24 protein-coding genes are annotated in these 20,655 nt (G+C 69.8%); 8 read left to right on the forward strand and 16 right to left on the reverse strand.

From position 1 onward, the window contains the following. The 3 genes from IT40_RS15365 to IT40_RS15375 all read left to right on the forward strand — a co-directional run. The coding region (locus IT40_RS15365) for a 3-oxoacyl-ACP synthase (protein ID WP_036756983.1) at window positions 1-957 on the forward strand (957 nt) is incomplete at its 5' end. Further along, on the forward strand, window positions 954-1,940 hold the full coding sequence (locus IT40_RS15370) for a DUF4150 domain-containing protein (RefSeq protein WP_036756985.1): 987 nt from the start codon (window positions 954-956) through the stop codon (window positions 1,938-1,940). The genes IT40_RS15365 and IT40_RS15370, both read left to right, overlap by 4 nt. Window positions 1,941-1,955: 15 nt before the next feature. Beyond that, window positions 1,956-2,882 carry a beta propeller repeat protein gene (locus tag IT40_RS15375; protein ID WP_036756988.1) on the forward strand — a complete coding sequence of 309 codons (927 nt, stop codon included), beginning with the start codon at window positions 1,956-1,958 and terminating at the stop codon, window positions 2,880-2,882. Here IT40_RS15375 and IT40_RS15380 read toward each other — a convergent pair. From IT40_RS15380 to meaB, 6 genes are all read right to left on the reverse strand, one after another. Further along, entirely contained in the window at window positions 2,870-3,223 is a 354-nt protein-coding gene (locus tag IT40_RS15380; RefSeq protein ID WP_036756991.1) for a hypothetical protein, read from the reverse strand. The genes IT40_RS15375 and IT40_RS15380 overlap by 13 nt on opposite strands. Beyond that, complete coding sequence (locus IT40_RS15385) at window positions 3,223-3,639, reverse strand: DUF6484 domain-containing protein (protein WP_036756994.1); 417 nt, start codon at window positions 3,637-3,639, stop codon at window positions 3,223-3,225. The genes IT40_RS15380 and IT40_RS15385 overlap by 1 nt, the downstream gene beginning before the upstream one ends. Window positions 3,640-3,729: 90 nt before the next feature. Further along, window positions 3,730-4,524, reverse strand: a complete 795-nt coding sequence (locus tag IT40_RS15390) for a hypothetical protein (protein ID WP_036756997.1) — start codon at window positions 4,522-4,524, stop codon at window positions 3,730-3,732. 259 nt (window positions 4,525-4,783) lie between these two features. Then, entirely contained in the window at window positions 4,784-5,059 is a 276-nt protein-coding gene (gene rpmB / locus IT40_RS15395) for a 50S ribosomal protein L28 (protein ID WP_011748713.1), read from the reverse strand. A gap of 155 nt (window positions 5,060-5,214) precedes the next feature. Continuing rightward, window positions 5,215-5,805, reverse strand: coding sequence for a methylated-DNA--[protein]-cysteine S-methyltransferase (locus tag IT40_RS15400; protein WP_052096001.1), 591 nt, complete (start codon window positions 5,803-5,805; stop codon window positions 5,215-5,217). Then, window positions 5,802-6,812 carry a methylmalonyl Co-A mutase-associated GTPase MeaB gene (gene meaB / locus IT40_RS15405; protein ID WP_052096002.1) on the reverse strand — a complete coding sequence of 337 codons (1,011 nt, stop codon included), beginning with the start codon at window positions 6,810-6,812 and terminating at the stop codon, window positions 5,802-5,804. Before meaB ends, IT40_RS15400 begins: the two co-directional genes overlap by 4 nt. 139 nt (window positions 6,813-6,951) lie before the next feature. Between meaB and IT40_RS15410 the strand changes: the two genes are divergently transcribed. The 3 genes from IT40_RS15410 to IT40_RS15420 all read left to right on the forward strand — a co-directional run bounded on the left by IT40_RS15410 (window position 6,952) and on the right by IT40_RS15420 (window position 9,596). Continuing rightward, window positions 6,952-7,311 carry a thioredoxin domain-containing protein gene (locus tag IT40_RS15410; RefSeq protein WP_036757001.1) on the forward strand — a complete coding sequence of 120 codons (360 nt, stop codon included), beginning with the start codon at window positions 6,952-6,954 and terminating at the stop codon, window positions 7,309-7,311. 75 nt (window positions 7,312-7,386) lie between these two features. Next, window positions 7,387-8,679, forward strand: a complete 1,293-nt coding sequence (gene serS, locus IT40_RS15415; protein ID WP_036757004.1) for a serine--tRNA ligase — start codon at window positions 7,387-7,389, stop codon at window positions 8,677-8,679. 77 nt (window positions 8,680-8,756) lie between these two features. Next, window positions 8,757-9,596 carry a hypothetical protein gene (locus IT40_RS15420; protein ID WP_243700154.1) on the forward strand — a complete coding sequence of 280 codons (840 nt, stop codon included), beginning with the start codon at window positions 8,757-8,759 and terminating at the stop codon, window positions 9,594-9,596. 15 nt (window positions 9,597-9,611) lie between these two features. On the opposite strand, the gene der is transcribed toward IT40_RS15420, so the two are convergent. From der to IT40_RS15465, 9 genes are all read right to left on the reverse strand, one after another. Further along, the gene (gene der / locus IT40_RS15425; RefSeq protein WP_036757010.1) at window positions 9,612-11,078 is read right to left on the reverse strand and encodes a ribosome biogenesis GTPase Der; all 1,467 of its coding nucleotides are present in this window, start codon (window positions 11,076-11,078) and stop codon (window positions 9,612-9,614) included. Then, entirely contained in the window at window positions 11,075-12,397 is a 1,323-nt protein-coding gene (locus tag IT40_RS15430; protein ID WP_036757013.1) for a PQQ-binding-like beta-propeller repeat protein, read from the reverse strand. The genes der and IT40_RS15430 overlap by 4 nt, the downstream gene beginning before the upstream one ends. 82 nt (window positions 12,398-12,479) lie before the next feature. Continuing rightward, window positions 12,480-13,175, reverse strand: coding sequence for a tetratricopeptide repeat protein (locus IT40_RS15435; protein ID WP_036757017.1), 696 nt, complete (start codon window positions 13,173-13,175; stop codon window positions 12,480-12,482). Between the two features lie 41 nt (window positions 13,176-13,216). Beyond that, a complete protein-coding gene (gene rarD, locus IT40_RS15440; protein WP_036757135.1) occupies window positions 13,217-14,128 on the reverse strand; it encodes an EamA family transporter RarD in 912 nt (303 codons plus the stop codon). A 332-nt stretch (window positions 14,129-14,460) separates the two neighbouring features. Then, complete coding sequence (locus tag IT40_RS15445) at window positions 14,461-14,616, reverse strand: Trm112 family protein (protein WP_116171088.1); 156 nt, start codon at window positions 14,614-14,616, stop codon at window positions 14,461-14,463. A 35-nt stretch (window positions 14,617-14,651) separates the two neighbouring features. Continuing rightward, complete coding sequence (locus tag IT40_RS15450) at window positions 14,652-15,290, reverse strand: LON peptidase substrate-binding domain-containing protein (protein WP_036757024.1); 639 nt, start codon at window positions 15,288-15,290, stop codon at window positions 14,652-14,654. Between the two features lies 1 nt (window position 15,291). Beyond that, the gene (locus IT40_RS15455) at window positions 15,292-16,203 is read right to left on the reverse strand and encodes a thioredoxin family protein (RefSeq protein WP_036757027.1); all 912 of its coding nucleotides are present in this window, start codon (window positions 16,201-16,203) and stop codon (window positions 15,292-15,294) included. 109 nt (window positions 16,204-16,312) lie between these two features. Then, a complete protein-coding gene (locus tag IT40_RS15460; protein ID WP_036757029.1) occupies window positions 16,313-17,098 on the reverse strand; it encodes an exodeoxyribonuclease III in 786 nt (261 codons plus the stop codon). Window positions 17,099-17,416: 318 nt separating this feature from the next. Beyond that, complete coding sequence (locus IT40_RS15465; RefSeq protein ID WP_036757032.1) at window positions 17,417-18,103, reverse strand: response regulator transcription factor; 687 nt, start codon at window positions 18,101-18,103, stop codon at window positions 17,417-17,419. A gap of 133 nt (window positions 18,104-18,236) precedes the next feature. On the opposite strand from IT40_RS15465, the gene ribA reads away from it, so the two are divergent. Both ribA and IT40_RS15475 read left to right on the forward strand, forming a co-directional pair. Next, window positions 18,237-19,298: a GTP cyclohydrolase II gene (gene ribA / locus IT40_RS15470; RefSeq protein ID WP_036757036.1), complete on the forward strand. Its 1,062-nt coding sequence runs from the start codon at window positions 18,237-18,239 to the stop codon at window positions 19,296-19,298. A 17-nt stretch (window positions 19,299-19,315) separates the two neighbouring features. Continuing rightward, entirely contained in the window at window positions 19,316-19,831 is a 516-nt protein-coding gene (locus IT40_RS15475; RefSeq protein WP_116171089.1) for a L,D-transpeptidase family protein, read from the forward strand. 22 nt (window positions 19,832-19,853) lie between these two features. Here IT40_RS15475 and IT40_RS15480 read toward each other — a convergent pair whose 3' ends face one another. Further along, a complete protein-coding gene (locus IT40_RS15480; protein WP_036757039.1) occupies window positions 19,854-20,603 on the reverse strand; it encodes an SDR family NAD(P)-dependent oxidoreductase in 750 nt (249 codons plus the stop codon). Between the last annotated feature and the right edge of the window lie 52 nt (window positions 20,604-20,655).

The raw sequence follows: 20,655 nt of genomic DNA on the forward strand, positions 1-20,655 counted from the left end.
ACCGCCCCCGGCGGCTGGCGTATCGGCGCGCCGGTGCCGCTGCCACGCAACTGGATCGGCCAGCGGCGCATGGCGCATCTGGCCGCCGGCGCCTTGGCCGACATCTTGCGCCAGGAACCCGCCGCGGCCGAGGCCGCGCTGATCCTGTGCCTGGCCGAGGAGGGCCGCCCCGGCCGCCCGGTGCCCGATCCCTCGGCGCTGCTGCGGATGCTGTCGCAGATCCTTGGCCTGCCCGAGCGGCGGGCGCATGTGGTGGCGCATGGCCGGCCCTCGGGCTTCGTCGGGCTGGAGCGGGCGCGGCGCATGATCGCGGCGGGGCAGGCGGGGCGGGTGATCCTGCTGGGGCTCGACAGCTACCTGACCGGGCCGGCGCTGGCGCATTACGCGGGGCTGGAGCGGCTGCTCCAGGACGGCAACGCCGACGGCTTCATCCCCGGCGAGGCGGCGGCGGCGGTGCTGCTGGGGCCGGGCGGCGCCCTGCGGCTGACCGGGCTGGGCCTGGCGCGCGAGGTGGCCTTCCTGGGCAACGGCCGGGGCGAGGGGGGCGCGGACCTGCCCCTGCGCGGCGACGGCATGGCCGCGGCCTATCGCGCCGCCCTGGCCGAGGCCGAGACCGACCTTGCCCATGTCGAATACCGCATCTCGGACCTGCCGGGCGAGCAGCATTTCTTCCGCCAGGCGGCGCTGATGACCTTGCGGCTGGAACGCGGCCGCTCGGCCTTCCAGGACCTGTGGAGCCCGGCCGAGAGCCTGGGCAATATCGGCGCGGCCGTGGTGCCCGCCATGCTGGGCATGGCGCTGGCGGCCGTGCGCAGGGGCTATGCGCCGGGCTCGCCGGTGCTGGTCGATGCCTCGGGCGACGACGGCGCCTGCGGGGCGGCGGTGCTGCACGAGGCGCGCGGCGCCGCCCGGCGCGTCTCGGCCGAGGATCGCTTTGCCACGGGGGCGGCGCGATGAGCGGGGTTTTCGCCAACGGGCTGGAGATCAGCGGCAAGGCGGTCAACGCCCAGACCATCGCCGCCTTTCCCGACACCTGCTTCACCCCGCCCGAGAACCCGGCGACGCCGCCGGGCGTGCCGGTGCCCTATCCCAGCTTCGGCATGGCCTCGGACACGGAAAACGGCACCGGGACGGTGTTCATCTGCGGCAAGACGGTGAACATCAAGAACAAGTCCGACGTCAGCCGCACCTCGGGGACCGAGGCGGGTTGCGCGGCGAAAAAGGGCATCATCACCTCGAAGAACACCGGCAAGAAATACTTCACCTCGTGGTCGAACGACGTGAAATTCGACGGCGAGCCGGTGATCCGCTTTTCCGACCTTGCCACGCACAACCATGCCTCGCCCGGCGGGCAGACGCCGCCTTTCCCCGAGATCTGCGCGGCGAACCAGGCTTTTGCCGATTGCGTGACGCTGCTGAACGAACTCGGGATGCAATTGCACGAGCACGGCAAGTCCCCTTGCGAGAATCCCAATGAATCCGAGCATTATTTCGAAAACCAGATGATGCAGACGAAGCGCAAGGATGGCAGGAACTACAAGCCCTGGAAGAACTATTCGACCAAGGGCGCGCCTTGCGTCTGCATGCAGTCCTGGCACAGGACCGATCATTCGACACCCGCCGGCAAGGACGGCCCCAAGAAGGGAACGCCGCATAATCTCAAGACCACCGCCATGCGCGACTTTCTTGAGAAGAAGCCGAATCCGACACTGGGCGAGGCGATCGACGAGACGAAAAAAGCCTATGGAGAGCACGATCCAAGGCTCAAGAAGGCGTCGGAGGAGAAGAAAGAGCAAGCTCTGGAATGTCTGGAGCTTATTCTGCTGGTCTATTTGCAGTCGGTTGCCGAAGAGGTCGAGGGCGAAGACGGCAAATCGCGCCCGCCCACCCATGCGGAAATGCGCGGCACGACGCTGAGAGACACGACGAAGGTCTATTGAACCAGGAGGCTGGCCGTGGAATCCGAATATCCGTTCGACGAACTTTCCCCCGAAGAGGTGCATATCGAGGCGATCGAAGGGTTCCATCTGGGGGGCACCCGCTATTCCGCCAGCTTTGAGTTGAGCGACCAGAACAGCGAATTCGCGCGCTCGTTCCTGCTTGAGGTCGATTGCGGCGAAACCCTGACCTTCTCGATCCGTCAGCAGGTCGAGAATACCATCATGTCGCATGCCAGCCTTGGCGACGACCGCCATCTGGTGCTTCGGCTGGGCGGGCGGATGTATGACCTTACGCCCGAAGGCGATGGGATGACCTTCCTGCCCAACGGCGTCCTGCGGCGGATCTTCCATATCGATGGCGGCCCGCAATATGTGGTGGGCGATGGTGGCGTCTGCTACCTGCGCGACCGCGAGGGTTGGCAGGAAGTGCCGCCCTTGACGGATCGTGCTCTGCGGGACATCCACGGGCCGCATCCCGAGTTGATCCATGCTTGCGGCAACGCCGGCACGCTTCTGCGCCTGCGTGACCGCCAATGGGAGGCCATCGAGATGCCTGATCAGCGCGACTTCACCGCCCTGGAGGTGGCCGATTCGGGGCATATCCACATCGGTGGTCCCGACGGGCTTGCGCTTGCGCTTCGCGATGACGAACTGGTCGAGCTTGCCGCGCCGGCGCGCGACTTTTTCGGCATTCGCAGCTTCAAGGGCCGCCGCTATTGGAGCGACGCCAACTGGGGGCTGAACATACAGGAGGGCGACAGCATCGTGCCGTTCCGAGAGCTGCGCTATGCCTTCTACATGCACGCCTCGGCCGAAAAGCTGGTGATCTCGGGTTGGAAGGAAATCTTCATCTTCGACGGCGAGAACTGGGAGGGGTTCGAGATGGGCTATGACGGCAATATCTTCCTGCGCCGGCTCGACATGGCGGATTATGGCGGCTGACCCAGCCGGCCGGCCAGATAGGCCCTGACCTTGTCCAGGTCCAGCGCGGCCACCCGCAGCCCCTCGGCGCCGGGTTGCAGCATGCGCAGCACGAACAACTCGCCCGGTTCGGGATATTCGGCCATGCGCGCCTCGGCCATGCGCAGCCCCTCGGCGCCGGCCAGGCGCAGCCCGTCCAGATGCGCCTCCAGCCGCTCCAGCAGGCGGGCGATGCGCAGGGCGTCCATCTCGGGGTTTTCCTCGGGGAAAAGCATCGCCCGGTCGTAGAGCGTCCACAGGAAGGCCGCCTGCTCGGCGTGCTGGCGCAGGATCTCGGGCAGGGCGGGGGCGGGCGGATACATCAGTTCAGGTTGATCGAGCCGCCCCGGATGCGGTTCGCCGCCGAGGCGTGGCTGACCAGATAGGTGCCGCGGATGGTGATATGGCCGTCCGCCTCCATCACGATCGAGGCCTTGCCGCAGCGCAATTCGATCCGTTGCCGGGCGGTGATGCGCAAGGGCTCGCCATCGGCCACCGCCACCGGCCCGGCGGGCATGGCCGAGACGATGCGGCCGATCACCAGCGGCCGGGCCGCGTCGCCATCCTCGAACAGGATGGCAAGCTCGATGCCGATGTCGCCCGGATCGAAACGCACCAGGCTGCGCGCCGGGACCGCCTGGGCCGAGGGATTGCCGGGAAAGACCACCAGCGGCCGCCCCTTTTCCAGGCCCAGCAGCATGCCGATCACCACGCCGCCGCGAACATCCTCGCCGATCATGCCCAGCCCTCCGCCCCGGCTGCGGCGATGATAGCATGGCCGGGGCCCGAGTTCACCGGCTTTCGCGGCCTGGCCCGCCTGTGCGAGGGGCTATGGCCCGGCGATGCGGCGCAGGAAATCCGTCAGCCGGTGGCGGGCGGCGAAACCGCCGCAGAAGGACGAAAAGATCGCGCGGAGCTGCTGATCGCTGTGGTCCTGACCCAGCGTGCCGTAATCCCGCCCCTCCACCAGCTCCGTGCCGAGCTTTTCGGACAGGACGGGCTTGCCGGCGAGATACGAGGACAGCAGCCGCGGATATTCGGTATAGATGCCATCGGCGAAATGGATGTTGACCACGCCGCGGCTGTCGCAGACGGCCTTGTGCAGGTCTGCGCCATAGGTCTCGGACAGCACGTGGCAATGATCCTTGGGCAGCCGGGCCAGGATCTTGGCCCTGCGGTCGTTGAGGGCGCCGAAGAACACCGGCGGGCGTTGCCCGGCCCGATAGGGCACCGGCCGGCAGGGAAAGACATGCGGGCCGAACAGCACCCGGCGCCGCAGAAAGCCGGGAAGCCATCGGTAATAGGGGGCGTTGGCGGGGCTGAGGTCCAGGATGAGGTGATAGAACAGCAGTTGTTTCAGCAACCGCCGTGGGCGAGGCTTTCTCCACATCGCACGGCCGTCTTCGTCGAAGTAATGTTCGGTCTGGATGCCGAGCCGCAGCCCCCTGCGGAACAGGGCGGGGCCGAATTTCCGATGGATGCCGACATAGATGTTGATCCGGGCGGCGGGAAGGTTTTCCGCCCGGATGCCGGCCAGCATGTCGCGGGCGAACTGATCGAGGACGGGATGATTGGAAAAGACGGTCAGGGAGCCGATCTTGTGTTCCCGAACCGGATCACCCATCGCGGCCTCGTCTGGAAAAGCCTGCTTGCCGTTTCATGCCCCGGCCGCCGTCGATGCCGGGCGGGACAGGGCCGGACAGGATGTGCCCGCCGACCCTGGGGACCGCGCGGGACATCGTGCGGGACGATGCCGCCCATCCGCGACGGGGCGGCTGTGGCGCGTTCCGATGCCGGGCCGGGGCATATGCAAAGGCCCCGCCGTTGCCGGCAGGGCGCATCGCATGGGACCGGCCCCGAATCGGCGCCACGGTCGAAGGGGATCAGGCTTTCGCCAGTTCGCGCTTGATCTTCAGCGCGCGGTCGGACAGTTCCGCGTCCTTGGCCTTCGCCAGGAAGGCGTCCAGGCCGCCGCGGTGATCGACCGAGCGCAGGGCCGCGGCCGAGATGCGCAGCTGGTAGCTGCGGCCCAGCTTTTCCGACAGCAGCGAGACTTCGTTCAGGTTGGGCAGAAACCGGCGGCGGGTCTTGTTGTTGGCGTGGGAGACGTTGTTGCCGCTCATCGGGCCCTTGCCGGTCAGTTCGCAAACGCGCGACATGATCTTGTTCCTTCGATTCGATCCTGCACGGGCGGCTGCCCGCAATATGAAAGGGCGCCGCGTGGCAGCGCCCGGAAATCCGTTTGCGCGGAATAAAGCGAGACGGGGGGCGCGTCAAGCGTTTTCGCCGGGCCGTCCGCTGCCGCCGCGGCGCTTCATGCGGCGAAATGCGTGGATTCATGCGCGATCAGCGCCTGCTTGCGCCACAGCCCGCCGCCATAGCCGGTCAGGGCGCCGTCCGAGCCGATCACCCGGTGGCAGGGAATCACCACCGCGAAGGGGTTGGCGCCGTTGGCCCGCGCCACGGCGCGGATGGCCGTGGGCCGGCCGATGCGCCGCGCCAGCTCGGCATAGCTGATGGTCCGGCCTGCGGGGATCTGTTGCAGATCCTGCCAGACCCGGTTCTGGAAAGGGGTGCCGGACAGCGCCAGCGGCAGCTCGAACCCGGCGCAACGGCCCGAGAAATAGGCCGAAAGCTGCGCCTGGGCGCGGTCGGTGACGGCGGTGCGGCCGCAGCCGATCGCGGCCCTCGCGCGCCGTGCCGCCCGGCGCAGCCCCGCCCCGAGCCGGGCGGGGTCGGCAAATTCCAGCAGGTGCAGGTGCGCGTCGTCGGCCAGGGCGACCATGCCGCCCAGGGGCGTATCGATCCAGCCCGCCAGCAGCCGGGCATCCGGCGCCGGGGCCTGGCCCAGCAGTGCCGGCAGGGCCTGGCGGAAATCCTGCGCGTCTTCCAGCGCGGCGCTCATGCGCCCTGCAGCGACCGGGGGCGGGACGATCCGGCCTCGGGCGCGGCCAGCCAGTCCAGAATCTGCGCCGCCGCCGAATCGGGGTCGCTTTCGCCCCGCGCCACCGCGTCGCCCATCTCGCGCAGCCGGGCGCGCACCTCGGGCCGGTCGAGCCGCGCCAGGAGCCCGGCGCGCAGCTCGGACAGGAACCAGTGCCGCGCCTGCTCGGCCCGGCGGGCGTCGAAATGCCCGTGCTCGCGCCGCCAGTCGGCCAGCCAGGTCATGTTGGCCCAGGCCTTTTCCAGCCCCTCGCCGGTATAGGCGGAAACCGGCAGCGCCTTGGGGAACCCCTCGGGGTCGTAGGGGCGCTTGCGCAAGAGCCGCAGCGCGCCGGCGTAATCGGCCACCGTGCGCATCGCGGTCTCGCGCAGATCGCCGTCGGCCTTGTTGACCAGGATGATGTCGGCGATCTCCATGATGCCGCGCTTGACGCCCTGCAGCTCGTCGCCGCCGGCGGGGGCGAGCAGCAGGATGAACAGGTCCGACATCTCGGCCACCAGGGTTTCGCTTTGCCCGACGCCCACCGTCTCGATCAGCACCACGTCGAAGCCGGCCGCCTCGCAGAGCCGCACGGTTTCGCGGGTGCGCCGGGCGACGCCGCCGAGCTCCGCGCGCGAGGGCGAGGGGCGGATGAAGGCGTTCGGGTCGCGCGAGAGCGTTTCCATCCGGGTCTTGTCGCCCAGGATCGAGCCGCCCGAGCGCGCCGAGCTGGGGTCGACGGCCAGGACCGCGACCTTGAGGCCCTGCGCGGTCAGCATCTTGCCGAAGGCCTCGATGAAGGTGGACTTGCCGACCCCCGGCGTGCCCGACAGGCCGATGCGCAGGGCCTGCCGCTCGGGCAGCGCGGCCAGCAGCGCGACGGCGCGGGCGCGGTGGTCGGGGCGGGTGCTTTCGATCAGCGTGATCGCGCGGGACAGCGCGCGGCGATTGCCCTGCGTCAGGGGTTCGGTCAGTTCGTCCATGCCCATCCCGGCTGCATCCTTGCGACGCGGGGGCCGACTGCCCCCGCACCCCCGTGGATATTTCCACACGGAAGACATGTAAACGCCGGGCCGTTGTGGTGGAAGGGTGCGTGGGGTAGGTCTGGCGCGGGAAACGGAGCGGGTCATGCTGACACGGCGGGCGATTCTGGCCGGGATGGCGGCGGCGATGGCGGCGGGGCCGGTGGCGGCGGCGGCCGGGTTGCAGTTGCTGATGGTGCGGCGCCGGGGCTGCGTCTATTGCGCGCAATGGGATCGCGAGATCGCTCCGGTCTATGCGCGGCATCCCGAGGGGCGGGCGGCGCCGCTGCTGATGGTCGACCGGGACGGGCCCTGGCCCGACGGGCTGGTGCTGGCGCGGCGGCCCTGGCTGACGCCCACCTTCATCCTGCTGCAAGGCGGGGTCGAGCAGGTGCGCGTCGAGGGCTATCCGGGGCGGGAGCGGTTCTTCGGGGTCTTGCGCGACATGCTGGCTGCGGCGGGTTGAGGGGGCGGGCTGAGGCTTTCGCCTTGCGCCGCTTTGGGTTATCCGGGGCCGCGTAACCTGCCAGAGGAATGGGCCATGCACGACATCCGCGCCATCCGCGAAAACCCCGCCGCCTTCGACGCTGCGCTTGGCTTGCGCAACATGGCCCCGGTTTCGCCCGAGATCCTGTCGCTGGATGCCGACCGCCGGTCCCGCATCGCCGCCGCCGAGACCGCGCAGGCCGAGCAGAACCGGGCCAGCAAGGAGGCCGGCGCCGCCAAGGGCCGCGGCGATGATGCCGAGTTCCAGCGGCTGCGCGCCCTGGTGAGCGCCAAGAAGGACGAGACCGCCCGGCTGCAGGCCGAGGCCGCGGGGCTGGACGCGAAACTGCGCGAGTTGTTGCTGGCCGTTCCGAACCTGCCCCTGGAGAGCGTGCCGGCGGGCCAGGACGAGGATGACAATGTCGAGATCCGGCGCTGGGGCGAGCCGCGTGCCTTCGACTTTGCCCCGCGCGAGCATTTCGAGATCGCGGGTGCCCGCCCCGGCATGGATTTCGAGACCGCCGCCAAGCTTTCGGGCGCGCGTTTCGTGGTGCTGAAGGGCGGCGTCGCCCGCATCCATCGCGCGCTGGCGCAGTTCATGCTGGACCTGCATGTCGCCGAGCATGGGCTGGAAGAGACCTGGGCGCCGGTGCTGGTCCTGTCCGAGATGATGGAGGGCACCGGGCAATTGCCGAAATTCGGCGAGGACAGCTATCAGACCCGCGAGGGCTGGTGGCTGATCCCGACATCCGAGGTCACGCTGACCAATACCGTGAACGGCGACCTGGTCGATCATGCCAGCCTGCCGCGGCGCCTGGTGGCGCATAGCCAGTGCTTCCGGTCCGAGGCCGGCAGTGCCGGGCGCGACACCGCGGGAATGCTGCGCCAGCACCAGTTCGAGAAGGTCGAGATGGTCTCGATCACCGATGCGGAATCGGGGGTGGCGGAACATGCCCGCATGACCCGCTGTGCCGAGACGGTGCTGGAGCGGCTGGGCCTGCCCTATCGCACCATCGTGCTGTGCGGCGGCGACATGGGCTTCGGCGCCCGCATCACCCATGACCTGGAAGTCTGGCTGCCGGGGCAGGGCCGGTATCGCGAGATTTCCTCGGTCAGCTATTGCGGCGATTTCCAGGCGCGGCGGATGAATGCGCGCTATCGCCCGGCCGGCGGCGGCAAGCCCGAGTTCGTCCATACGCTGAACGGCTCGGGCCTGGCGGTGGGGCGCACGCTGATCGCGGTGCTGGAGAACGGCCAGCAGGCGGACGGCTCGGTCCTGCTGCCCGAGGCGCTGCACCCCTATCTGGGCGGCCGGACGCGGCTGGGCGCGGACGGCGTGCTGGCGTGAATTAACAAAAGATAGATCGCGCGAAACCCGCCGCGAGCGGGCGGCGTTTCCTGCCCATGTCTCGCGCGGGCGCCCTGTTGCTGATCCTGGCAGTGCTGGTCTTCATTGCCAGCACGCTGCTGCATGCGGTCCAGCCCGGCCCGCCGATGCCGGCCTTGGCGGATGGGGGCTACGGCCTGTCGCCCTGGCAGGGCCTGGGCGATTTTCCCGCCCCTTCGGTCGATCTGTCGGCGCTGTTCCTGCAGCCTCGGGGCCCCGGCATGGCCGGGTTGCTGGGCATGACCTGGCTGGCGCTGGCCTATCACGCCGGGCGGCGCTGGCTTGAGCTGCGGCGGATGCGCCTGGCGCAGGCGGCGGCGCCCGAAGAGGGAAGCGAGCTGCCGCCGCAAAGCCTGGGCCCGCCGACCGCCGGCCACCTGCTGCGGCTGCATCGCCATGACGACAGCCTGGCCGAACATGCGCCGCTGATCGTCGGGCTGCTGGCGGGCGCGGTCTGGCCCTGGCTGCTGCGCAGCCATCCCGTCGCCGCCTTCCTGCTGTCGGCGGCCATGCTGGCGGGCTTCCTGGCGGCGGCGCTGCGGGGGGTCCGGGTCGGCAGCCTGGTGCAGCGCAGCTCGGCGCTGGGCTTCGTGGCGGGCTGGGGGCTGCTGGTCAGCTTTGCCGTCTTTGCCGGGCTGCTGCGCGACCGGCTGGGCGTGCCGCAGGAGGTGGCGGCCGTGGTCGCGCTGCTGATCGGCTCGGTCGCCGCCGTCAGCGTGCAGTTGCGGCTGGGACGGCGGATCGGCTTCAGCGTGGCGCTGATCTGGGGGCTGATCGGCATCGCCGCGGCCACCGTCACCAGCGCCGCGGCCATTGCCACCATGACCGTCATCGCCATCGCCATCATTGCCGTGGCGCTGGTGCGGGTGTTGACCTAGGCGGCGGCCGCCCGCCTAGCTGCCCTTGGGCTTTTGCCGCTGCCTGTGCTTGGAGAGCGCGCCGGACTGGCTGATCTTGCTGGCCTTGTCCTTGTAGGGGTTCTTGGTCCCCTGGTCGCGGAAGGTCAGCCGGATCGGCGTGCCCGGCATGTCGAAATCGGCCCGCAGCCCGTTGACGAGATAGCGCTGGTAGCTGTCGGGCAGCTTGTCGGTATGGGTCGCCATGACCACGAAGGCCGGCGGCCGGGTCTTGACCTGGGTGATATAGCGCAGGCGGATGCGGCGGCCGCCGGGCGCGGGCGGCGGATGCGCCTCGGTCATGGCGGAAAGCCACTGGTTCAGCCGGGCGGTGGGGATGCGGCGGTTCCAGACCTCATGCGCCTTCAGGATGGCGTTGTGCAGCCGGTCCAGCCCCTTGCCGGTGCGGGCCGAGACCGTGACCAGGGGCGCGCCCTTCAGCTGCGGCAAGAGCCGCTCGAAGGCCTCGCGCAGTTCCTTGAGCTTTTCGGGCTTGTCCTCTTCCAGATCCCATTTGTTGGCGGCGACGACCACGGCGCGGCCCTCGGTCTCGGCGAAATCGGCGATGCGCAGGTCTTGCTGCTCGAAGGGGATGCCGACGTCCAGAAGCACCACCACCACCTCGGCAAAGCGCACGGCGCGCAGGCCGTCGGCGACGGAAAGCTTTTCCACCTTGTCGGTCACGCGCGCCTTCTTGCGCATGCCGGCGGTGTCGAAGATGCGGACCGGCGTGCCCATGAAATTCGTGCTGACGCTGATCGAATCGCGGGTGATGCCGGCCTCGGGGCCGGTCAGCAGCCGGTCCTCGCCCAGGATCTTGTTGATGAGCGTCGACTTGCCGGCATTCGGCCGGCCGATCACCGCGATCTGCAAGGGCTTCTGCGGGCTGGGGCGCCAGTCCTCGTCCTCGTCGCCATCCTCGACGGCGACATCCGTTTCCGGCGCCTGCTGGACGTTCTGCGCCTCGAACTGCTCGGCCAGGGGCAAGAGCGCGCGGTAGAGGTCGTCCATGCCCTCGCCATGCTCGGCCGAGATGCGCAGGGGCTCGCCCAGGCCAAGCGCATAGGCCTCCATCGCGCCCGCCTCGCCGGCACGGCCCTCGGCCTTGTTGGCGGCCAGGATGACGTGCTTCGCGCGCTTGCGCAGGATGTCGGCGAAATATTCGTCGGCCGCGGTCACGCCGACGCGGGCGTCGATCACGAACAGGCAGACATCGGCCTCGTCCACCGCGCGTTCGGTCAGGCGGCGCATGCGGCCTTGCAGGCTGTCGTCCTCGGCGATCTCCAGCCCGGCCGAATCGACCACGATGAAGCGCAGGTCGCCCAGCCGTCCCGCGCCCTCGCGCAGGTCGCGGGTCACGCCGGGCTGGTCGTCGACCAATGCCAGGCGCTTGCCGACAAGGCGGTTGAACAGCGTGGACTTGCCGACATTGGGGCGCCCGACAATGGCGAGGGTAAAGCTCATCTGTATGCGATCAACTGGCCGTCATGGGTGACGACGTAAAGGGTCTGGCCCGCGACGGCCGGGCCTGCCGCGCCGCCGCCGGGGATCTGGGCGGTGCCGATCAGCGCGCCCGAGGCGGGATCGAAGACGCGCAGATAGCCGTCCGACGAGGCAAGGTAAAGCTTGGAACCGGCCAGCACCGGGCCGTAATGGTTCCAGACCCGGTCCTGCTTGCGGATGACCTGTTCGGTGAAATAGGGCAGCTTCTGCGCCCAGACCCGGCCGCCGTTGGCCGCGTCCAGCCGGATCAGCTGCGCCTGGTCGTTGACCAGGAAGACCGAGTTGCCGGCGGCCAGCACCGGGCTGGCCGCGCCCTCGCGCGCGTGCCATTTCATCGTGCCGGTGGTCAGGTCATAGGCGCCGACGCCGCCGGCGCTGGTGCCGGCATAAAGCGTATTGCCCAGGATGACCGGGTCGCCGGTCATGTCGCGGAAATAGCTGACCGCGCGGCCCAGCCGGGTGCCGCCGACATTGGCGACCCAAAGCTGGCTGCCGTCGCCGGCGTCGACGCCCGCCAGCGCGCCGGTGTTCGACGGAAAGACCACCGTGCCGCCGGAGACCGCGGGCGAGGGGGCGCCCATCACCCCGGCCATGTCCTTGTTGCCGAAGCTGCGCCACAGCACCTTGCCGTCATTGGCGCGCACCGCCCAGCCGGTCTGTTCGCGGTCCATCACATAGACCACGCCATTCGCGACCGTGGGCGCGCCGCCGATGGTCGAGCCGACCTTCTGCCGCCAGGCGACGCCGCCGGTGCGGGCATCCAGCGCCACCAGCTCGCCATAGCCGGTCGAGGCGAAGACGCGGTTGCCCTCGAAGGCCAGCCCGCCGCCCGAGACGCTGCGGTCGCTTTCGCCGGCCGGGCGCAGGTCCACGCTCCAGACCCGGCCGCCGCCGGTGGTGGTGGCGGTGACGGTGGATTGGCTGTCCAGCGCAAAGACCAGCCCGCCCGCGACCACCGGGTCGGCGGTGATGCGGTGGCGCTTGTCCGAGGCCGCGCCGATGGGCGCGGCCCAGATCCGCTGCGTGCCGGCGCCAAGCGCGGCATTGCCCGGCGCATGGGCGGCATTGCCGGCGCGCTGCGGCCAGTCGGCATTGGCGCGCACCGGCGGCAGCGACAGGGCGGCGGTGGTCGGCGCCTGCGCGCCCTCGGTCGCGGGGCTGTCGGGGGACAGCACGGCGCGCGGGTCCAGCCGTTCGCCGGGCAGGATGGTGTCGCGCTCGGCGCAGGCCGAAAGGGCGGTCAGGCCAGCCAGAGCGGCGATCAGGGACAGCCTCGTCATCGCTTTCTCCTTTATCCGGGCCGGGGTGACATCGGGTTTCGGCCGCGGGCGCGTTGGTTCGGTTTGCCGGCGGGACCGGCCATCAGTTCGCGGCGGGGGCCGGCATGGTCTGGGGCACGGGGCCTTCGGCGGGCTCGGGCTCGACCCCCAGGGTGATCATCATCTCGGACAGGCGGCGGCGCAAGGGCTCGGACAGCCCGTCCTTTTGCTGGATCTGGCCGATCAGCATCACCGCATCCTCGGTGCGGCCGGCGCCGATCAGCGCCACCGCCTTCTGCTCCAGCGCCAGAAGCTCGAAGGGCGCGCCGGGCTTGGAGAGATCCGCCAGCAGCCGGTCGCGTTCGGCCGCATCCATCGCAGGGCCCGCCACCATCACCGCCTTGAGCAGCGCAAGATCGCGCAGCACCGCATCGTTGCGCAGCCCCTCGGCCGCGGCCTTCAGCCGCTCGGCGGCCTTCTGCGGCAGGCCGGCCTCGGCCTCTGCGCCGGCGGCCAGCATCTCGGCCAGCAGCTTGCGGCCGGCCGAGCCGGCGGGATCGACGGCGGAAAGCGCGGCGATCGGATCCTGGCCCTGGCGCGCGGCCAGGACGGCGTCGCCCCAGGCCTCGGCCCGGCTTTCGGCCTGGCTGCCGGAATATTCCCGCCAGGCGGCGCCGCCGACGATGCCCAGGATCACCAGGAGCGCGATCCAGCCATAGCGGCGGAACAGCGCGAACAGCCGGTCGCGGCGCAGATCCTCGGTGACCTCGTCGATGAAGCTGTCGTTCTGATTGGCCATGTCGCCCCCGGATGTTCTTTCGCGCTGTTCTATACGCGGTTTCACCCGTTTGCCAATGGCGGGGCGTGCCGGGACTGGCGCAGGGCCGAGGCGGAATAGATCGCCAGCGCCGCCCAGATCATCGCAAAGGCGATCATGTGCCAGCCGGTGAAGGGCTCGCCGAAAAGCAGCACGGCGCACAGGAATTGCAGCGTCGGGTTCAGGTAGAACATCAGCCCCAGCGTGGCCATGCCCACCCGCCGCGCGGCATAGCTGAACAGGATCAGCGGCACCGCCGTCACCGCGCCCGAGGCGACCAGCAGCAGCGTGTCCGGCAGATTCGCGCCGAAGCCCAGCGGCTCGGCCAGAGGCGCGGGCATCGCGCCCAGCGACTGGGCGACCAGCCAGCCAAGCGCCAGCGGCGCCAGCAGCGCGACCTCGGCCGCGACGGAAAGCACCGGCCCCAGCGGCAGCGCCTTCTTGACCGCGCCGTAGAGGACGAAGGTCAGCGCCAGCCCCAGGCTGATCCAGGGGGCGACGCCCAGGCCCCAGGTCAGCAGCGCCACCGCCAGCGCCGCCAGCAGGACCGCCAGCGCCTGCACGCGGGTCAGGCTTTCGCCGAAGAGCAGCACCCCCATCACCACCGCGGCCAGGGGAAAGATGTAATAGCCAAGCGAGCTTTGCACGACGTGGCCGGACTGCACCGCCCAGATGAACATGCCCCAGTTGGTCGAGACGGTCAGCGCCGCAAAGGCGATCCGCCCCAGCTGGCGGCCGCTCAGGGCGGCGCGCAGCTGGCCCAACCGGCCCTGGACGCCCAGGATGGCCAGGAACAGCGCCAGCGACCAGATGGTGCGATGCGCCAGCACCTCGACGGTGGGCACGCCGGCCAGCGCGCGATAATAGATCGGCGACAGGCCCCAGGTCACGCAGACCGCGATCATCGCCCAGAAGCCCTTGGTCCATTCGCTCATGCGCGATTCCTTTCGTCCCGCCAGCCATGCGTCCGATTCGCGGCAAGGGCAAGGCCGGGCCCCCACGATCCGGTCAGGGCCGGCCGCGCCGACGGGCAAGAGGCCGGTTGCGCAGGCTTCCGGCCGGGCCTTGGCCAGGCGGCGACCGACGCCGCGGCCGCAGCGCATGGGCAAGGGTGCGCGGGGCCGGTTCCCCTGGCTTCCCGCCGGGCCTTGGCCCCGCAAGGCCACGCGGCCTTCGCCGGGCGCGAGGGAGGGAGGCCGAGGCCCGGCCCGATCCACGGTTGCGAGGCCCAGGGGACATGCAGCCAGCCGGCCGCGCGGGCTTTCCCTCAGGCGCGGATCTGGCGCGCCTCGTTCAGCAGCATGATCGGGATGCCGCCCCGGATCGGAAAGGCCAGCCCGGCCGCTTCCGAGACCAGCTCCTGCGCCTGCGCGTCATAACGCAGCGTCGTATGCGTCACCGGGCAGACCAGCGCCTCGAGCATGTGGCGGTCGTAGCCGCGTTCGGCGGTGTTGTCGGTCACTGGATCGTCTCCTCGTTGTCGCCGCCATGCAGGGCGTATTCCAGCAGCCCCTCCAGCAGTTCGCGGCGGCCGGCAAGCACCGGCGCCTCCAGCAGGGCCTGCTTTTCCTCGGGGGCAAAGGGCAGCAGCATGGACAGCGAATTGACCAGCGTCTCCGCCTCCGAAGCCTCGGCGGCATCCCAGTCGGTGGACAGGCCGCGCTGCTCCATGTAGCGGCCCAGCCGCGCCATGAAGCCCTTGCGGTCGAAGCGCGGGTCTTCCTCGGGCTGGAGGGCCAGGTCGCCCTCATAGCCCGACCAGTCGACCTGGCCGCGCAGATAGGGGGTGAAGCCGGGCCGCACCTCGTTCAGCCGAAACCGCGAACGCGCCCGAAGCGAGATCATCAGCCGGCCGTCATCCAACTCGGAAAAGGCCACGATCCGGCCCGCGCAGCCGACCGAGGCCAGCGAATCGAGCCCGCCCTCGGCCGGCTGGATCATGCCGATCAGCCGCGAGGGGGTCTTCAGCACGTCCTCGACCATCTGCAGGTAGCGCGGCTCGAAGATCTGCAGAGGCAGGCGGGTGCGGGGCATCAGCACCGCGCCCGGCAGCGGGAACAGCGGGACGGTCTCGGGCAGGTCGATGCCGCGCGCCATGTCAGGCGAAGATCAGCGAGGACAGGCGGCGGCGCCCCTTCTGCGCCAGCGGATCGGTGGGCTTCATGGCATCGAAGATGGTCAGAAGCTGCGTCTTGGCCGCGCCCTCGTTCCAGTCGCGGTCGCGGCGGAAGGCCTCCAGAAGCTGGTCGATCGCCTCCTCGACCTCGCCGGCGGCATGCAGCGCGGTGGCATAGTCGAAGCGCGCCTGCTGGTCGGCGGGATCGGCCTCGACCTTCTGGCGCAGCTCGTCCAGGGGGCCGGCGCTCGCGGCCTGCCGCGCCAGCTGCAGCTGCGCGCGCGCCGCCTCGACGGGCGCGGCACTGGCGATGGCGGCGGGCACCTGCGCCAGGGCTTCCTCGGCCCGGTCGGCATGGCCGGCGGCCAGATGGGCGCGGATCAGTCCGCCCCAGGCGGCGGCGTTCTCGGGCTCCTCGCCCAGGATGGCCGAGAAGGTCTCGGCGGCATCCTCGGCCGCGCCTTCGGCGATCATCGCCTCGGCGGCATCCAGCGCCTCGGCCAGCCCGCCGTCATCGCCGCCAAGCGCCACCAGCTTCTCGACGAATTGCTTGATCTGGCTTTGCGGGATCGCGCCCTGGAAACCGTCGACCGGCTGGCCCTGGAAGAAGGCATAGACGGTCGGGATCGACTGCACGCGCAACTGGCCGGCGATCATCTGGTTCTCGTCCACATTGACCTTGGCCATGCGGACGCGGCCCTTGTGGCGGGCGACCTCGGCCTCCAGCTGCGGGCCAAGCGTCTTGCAGGGGCCGCACCAGGGCGCCCAGAAATCGACGATGACCGGCACCTGCATCGAGGCTTCGACCACCTCGGCCATGAAGGTCGCCTCGGACACGTCCTTGATGAAATCGGCAGGGGCGGCATCTTTGGGGGCGGAGCCAAGCTCGAGCATCGGGTATCCTCATGCGAAAGGGTCGCCTCCTAGATGGCGCAGCGATCGGCGCGATGCAAGATTGGCCGCGCCCCGCGCGCCCCTGCGGCGATGCGCCGCAGCGGAGGGGTCAGAGATCGAAGCTGGCCAGCACCGGGACGTGGTCGCTGGGCTGCTGCCAGCCGCGCAGGGGCCGCAGGATGCGGCTGTCGTGGCCGGCATTGGCGATGTCGGGCGTGGCCCAGATATGGTCCAGCCGCCGGCCCTTGTCGGCCGCGTCCCAGTCGCGCGCGCGATAGCTCCACCAGCTGTAGAGCAGGCCCTGCGGGATGTCCTTGCGGGTGATGTCCACCCATTTGCCGGCATCCTGCGCCGCGCCCAGGTGCTCGACCTCGACGGGGGTGTGGCTGACGATCTTCAGCAGCGCCTTGTGGTTCCAGACGTCGTCCTCGCGCGGGGCGATGTTCAGGTCGCCCACCATGATCGAGCGCGCAGGCCGGTCGGCATGGAAGACGTCGCGCATCTCGGTCAGGAAATCCAGCTTCTGGCCGAACTTGACGTTCTGCTCGCGGTCGGGAATGTCGCCGCCCGCCGGGACATAGAAATTGTGGATGGTGACGCCGTTTTCCAGCCGCGCGGCGACATGGCGGGCATGGCCGAGCCCGGCATAGTCGCGGTCGCCCGCATCCTCGATCGGCAGCTTCGACAGGATGGCGACGCCGTTGTAGCCCTTCTGTCCGCGCGCGACGAAATGGTGGTAGCCCAGTGCCCGGAACGCCTCCAGCGGGATCTTCTCGACCGGGCTCTTGGTCTCCTGCAGGCACAGGATGTCCGGGGCTTCCTCGGCCAGCAGGCGGGCGACGAGGCCCTCGCGCAGGCGGACCGAGTTGATGTTCCAGGTGGCGATGGTGAACACGGGCAGGCTCCTTATTCCGGGCGCGACCCTAGGGGGCAAGGCCCGGCTTGTCCATCGCTGCCGGGCCGGGGGTTTCACACCCCCGGACCCCCGTGGGATATTTGGACACAGAAGAACAGCACCGAGAGGCTGCTTCTTTCGTGGAAAAATATCCTCTGGGGGTGCGGGGGGCGAAGCGCCCCCGCGGGACGGCGCCCATGGAAAACCCGGCCGCCGGGCTGGGCCGGGACCGGGTCATCATGTGGCCGCATCCTCCGACCACCGGGCTTCGCAAGCAGAACCCGCAAGCCGCGTGCGGGTTCCGCCGATCGGCGCGGATCAGGCGACCAGGCGATAGCCGCCCGATTCCGTGACCAGCAGGCGCGCGTTCGAGGGGTCGGGCTCGATCTTCTGGCGCAGGCGGTAGATATGGGTTTCCAGCGTATGCGTGGTCACGCCGGCATTGTAGCCCCAGACCTCGTGCAAGAGCACGTCGCGCGGCACCACCCCGTCCTGGGCGCGATACAGGAATTTCAGGATGTTGGTTTCCTTTTCCGTCAGCCGGATCTTGCGGTCCTTCTGGTCGATCAGCATCTTCATCGCCGGCTTGAACGTATAGGGGCCAAGCTGGAAGATCGCGTCCTCGGACTGCTCATGCGTGCGCAGCTGCGCGCGCAGCCGCGCCAGCAGCACCGGGAACTTGAACGGCTTGGTGATATAGTCGTTCGCCCCCGAATCCAGGCCCAGGATGGTGTCGGCATCGGTGTCGTGGCCGGTCAGCATGACGATGGGGCATTTCACCCCCTGCTTGCGCAGCCGCTTGCACAGCTCGCGCCCGTCGGTATCGGGCAGGCCCACGTCCAGCACCACGAGGTCGAAGATCGCGCCCTTGGTCCTTTCGACCGCCTCATGGCCCGAGCCCGCCTCGAACACCTCGAAATCCTCGGTGGCGACCAATTGCTCGGCCAGCGCCTCGCGCAGGTCATCCTCGTCATCGACCAGCAGGATCTTTTTCAGTCCGGCCATTCTTGCCTCCTTTGGCGTTATGGCGGAAAACTGTGGCGCGGCGCGGCAGGCGTCCAGCGGTTTGCAGCAATTCTCACATGGAGTTGTCGGAAATCCGCCCTATGTTTCAGATTGTTTCAACCATGCTGGCCCGATGACCCTGATCCCGACCCTGACCGAGACCCTGTCGCGCGCCCGCGCCGATCTGCGCATCGGCCTGCCCGTGGTGATCGGCGACCAGCTTGTCGCGGCGGCCGAGACGCTGGCCGCCCCCCGGCTGGAGGCGATGCGCGCGCTTGGCCCGGCCGTGCTGGCCATCACCGGCCCGCGCGCCGAGACGCTGAAGGTCCGGGTCTATGACGGCGACCTGGCGCGGATCGAGGTGCCGGGCGATGCCGATCTGGCCTGGCTGCGCGCGGTGGCCGATCCGGCGGGCGACCTGATGACGCCGATGAAGGGCCCCTTCCGCAGCCCGCGCGGCGGCGATGTGGACGCCCATCGCGCCGGCATCGCGCTGGCGAAATCGGCGCAGCTTCTGCCCGCCGTTCTGGTGGTTCCGGCGGCCGGGCCGGCCGAGGGGCTGACGCGGCTGTCGCCCGGTCCCGCGCTGGCGCAGATGGCGACCGAGGCCGCGATGGCCCCCGTCGCCGCCGCGCGCCTGCCGCTGCTGGCGGCCGAGAATTCCAAGCTGCACATCTTCCGCCCCGACACCGGCGAGGCCGAGCATTACGCTGTCGAGATCGGCGCCCCCTCGCGCGCGGCGCCGGTGCTGGCGCGGCTGCATTCGGCCTGCTTCACCGGCGACGTGCTTGGCAGCCTGAAATGCGATTGCGGGCCGCAGCTGCATGCCGCCCTGGCCGCCATGGGCCAGGCGGGCGAGGGGGTGCTGCTTTACCTGAACCAGGAGGGGCGCGGCATCGGCCTGGCCAACAAGATGCGCGCCTATGCCCTGCAGAACCAGGGTTTCGACACGGTCGAGGCCAATCACCGCCTGGGGTTCGAGGATGACGAGCGCGATTTCCGCATCGGCGCCGGCATCCTGAAGAAGATGGGCTTCGGCGCGGTGAGGCTGATGACCAACAATCCGAAAAAGGTCGCCATGCTGGAGGGCCACGGCATCCGCGTGGCCGAGCGCGTGCCGCTGATCACGCCGCGCAACCGCCACAATACCGGCTATCTGGACGTGAAGGCCGCGAAATCGGGCCATCTGCTGTGAGGTTGCTGCTGACGCCCATGGGGCTGCGGGCGGGGTCGCGGGTCATTCCCTGCGCGGTCGGGCGCGGCGGCATCCGCACCGACAAGCGCGAAGGCGACGGCGCGACGCCCGTGGGCCGGCACCGCATCGTCGGGCTGCTCTATCGTCCCGACCGGGTGACGCGGCCGGCGGCCTGGGCGCGGCCGATCCTGCCGGGCGACCTGTGGTGCGATGCATCAGACCATCCGGCCTATAACCATCCGGTGCGCGCGCCCTTCGGCCCCAGCCACGAGGCGATGCGGCGCCCCGATCCGCTTTACGACATCGTGCTGGTGACGGATTGGAACTGGCCCGATGCCCGGCCGGGCGCGGGGTCCGCGATCTTCCTGCATCAATGGCGCCGGCCGGGGTTTCCGACCGCAGGCTGCATCGCCATGGCGCGGCGCGACCTGGCCTGGCTCGCCTCGGCCGTCGCGCCGGGGGATGTGCTGGACATCCCCGCCCTGCCGCGCTGGCCGGGGCGCAAGGCCACGGTGCGGCACGGCAAGGACTGAGGACGGCAAGGGCTGAGGCGCGTCAGAGCGCCGTATAGCCGCCGTCCACCAGGTGATAGCTGCCGGTGATGAAGCTGGCGCGCTCCGAAAGCAGGAACAGGACAAGCCCCGCCACCTCGTCCGCCCGGCCCAGCCGGCCGACGGGATGGCGGGCGACCAGCGCCTGCTTGACCTCCGGGTCCAGCTGGTCGAGCAGCGGCGTGTCGATGAAGGCCGGGCCGACCGAGTTCACCCGGATGCCCTGCGCCGCATATTCCAGCGCCGCGTTCTTGGTCATGCCCACCACGGCATGCTTGGCCGAGACATAGGCCCCGGCCCCGTTGAACCCGACCGAGCCGAGGATCGAGGCCATGTTCACGATCGCCCCGCCGCCCGATTCCAGCATGGCCGGGATGCCGTAGCGCATGCCATAGAAGACCGCGTTCAGGTTGACGTCGATCACCTTTTGCCAACCGTCCAGCGGGTATTCCCCGACCGGCGCGCTGGGGCCGCCGATGCCGGCATTGTTCACCAGCAGGTGCAGCCCGCCCAGCCCCTTGGCGACCTCGACGGCCTTGCGCACCTGCTCGGGGTCCGAGACGTCGGCCGCCACGGCCTCGGCCCGGCCGCCCGCGGCGACGATCCGCTCGGCGGTGGCGCGGGCCGTCGCTTCGTGCAGGTCGGCCGCCACCACCGTGGCGCCCGAGGCGGCCAGTTCCAGCGCGATCGCCTCGCCCAGCCCCGAACCGGCGCCGGTGACAAGGGCGATCTGGTTGTCGAAACGAATATCCATGCGATTCTCCTGCGCGGTTCCGGGACAGCATATCATCCGCCGGGAACCCGTC

Source organism: Paracoccus versutus (genome assembly GCF_000763885.1).
In the GTDB taxonomy this organism is placed as follows: domain Bacteria; phylum Pseudomonadota; class Alphaproteobacteria; order Rhodobacterales; family Rhodobacteraceae; genus Paracoccus; species Paracoccus versutus.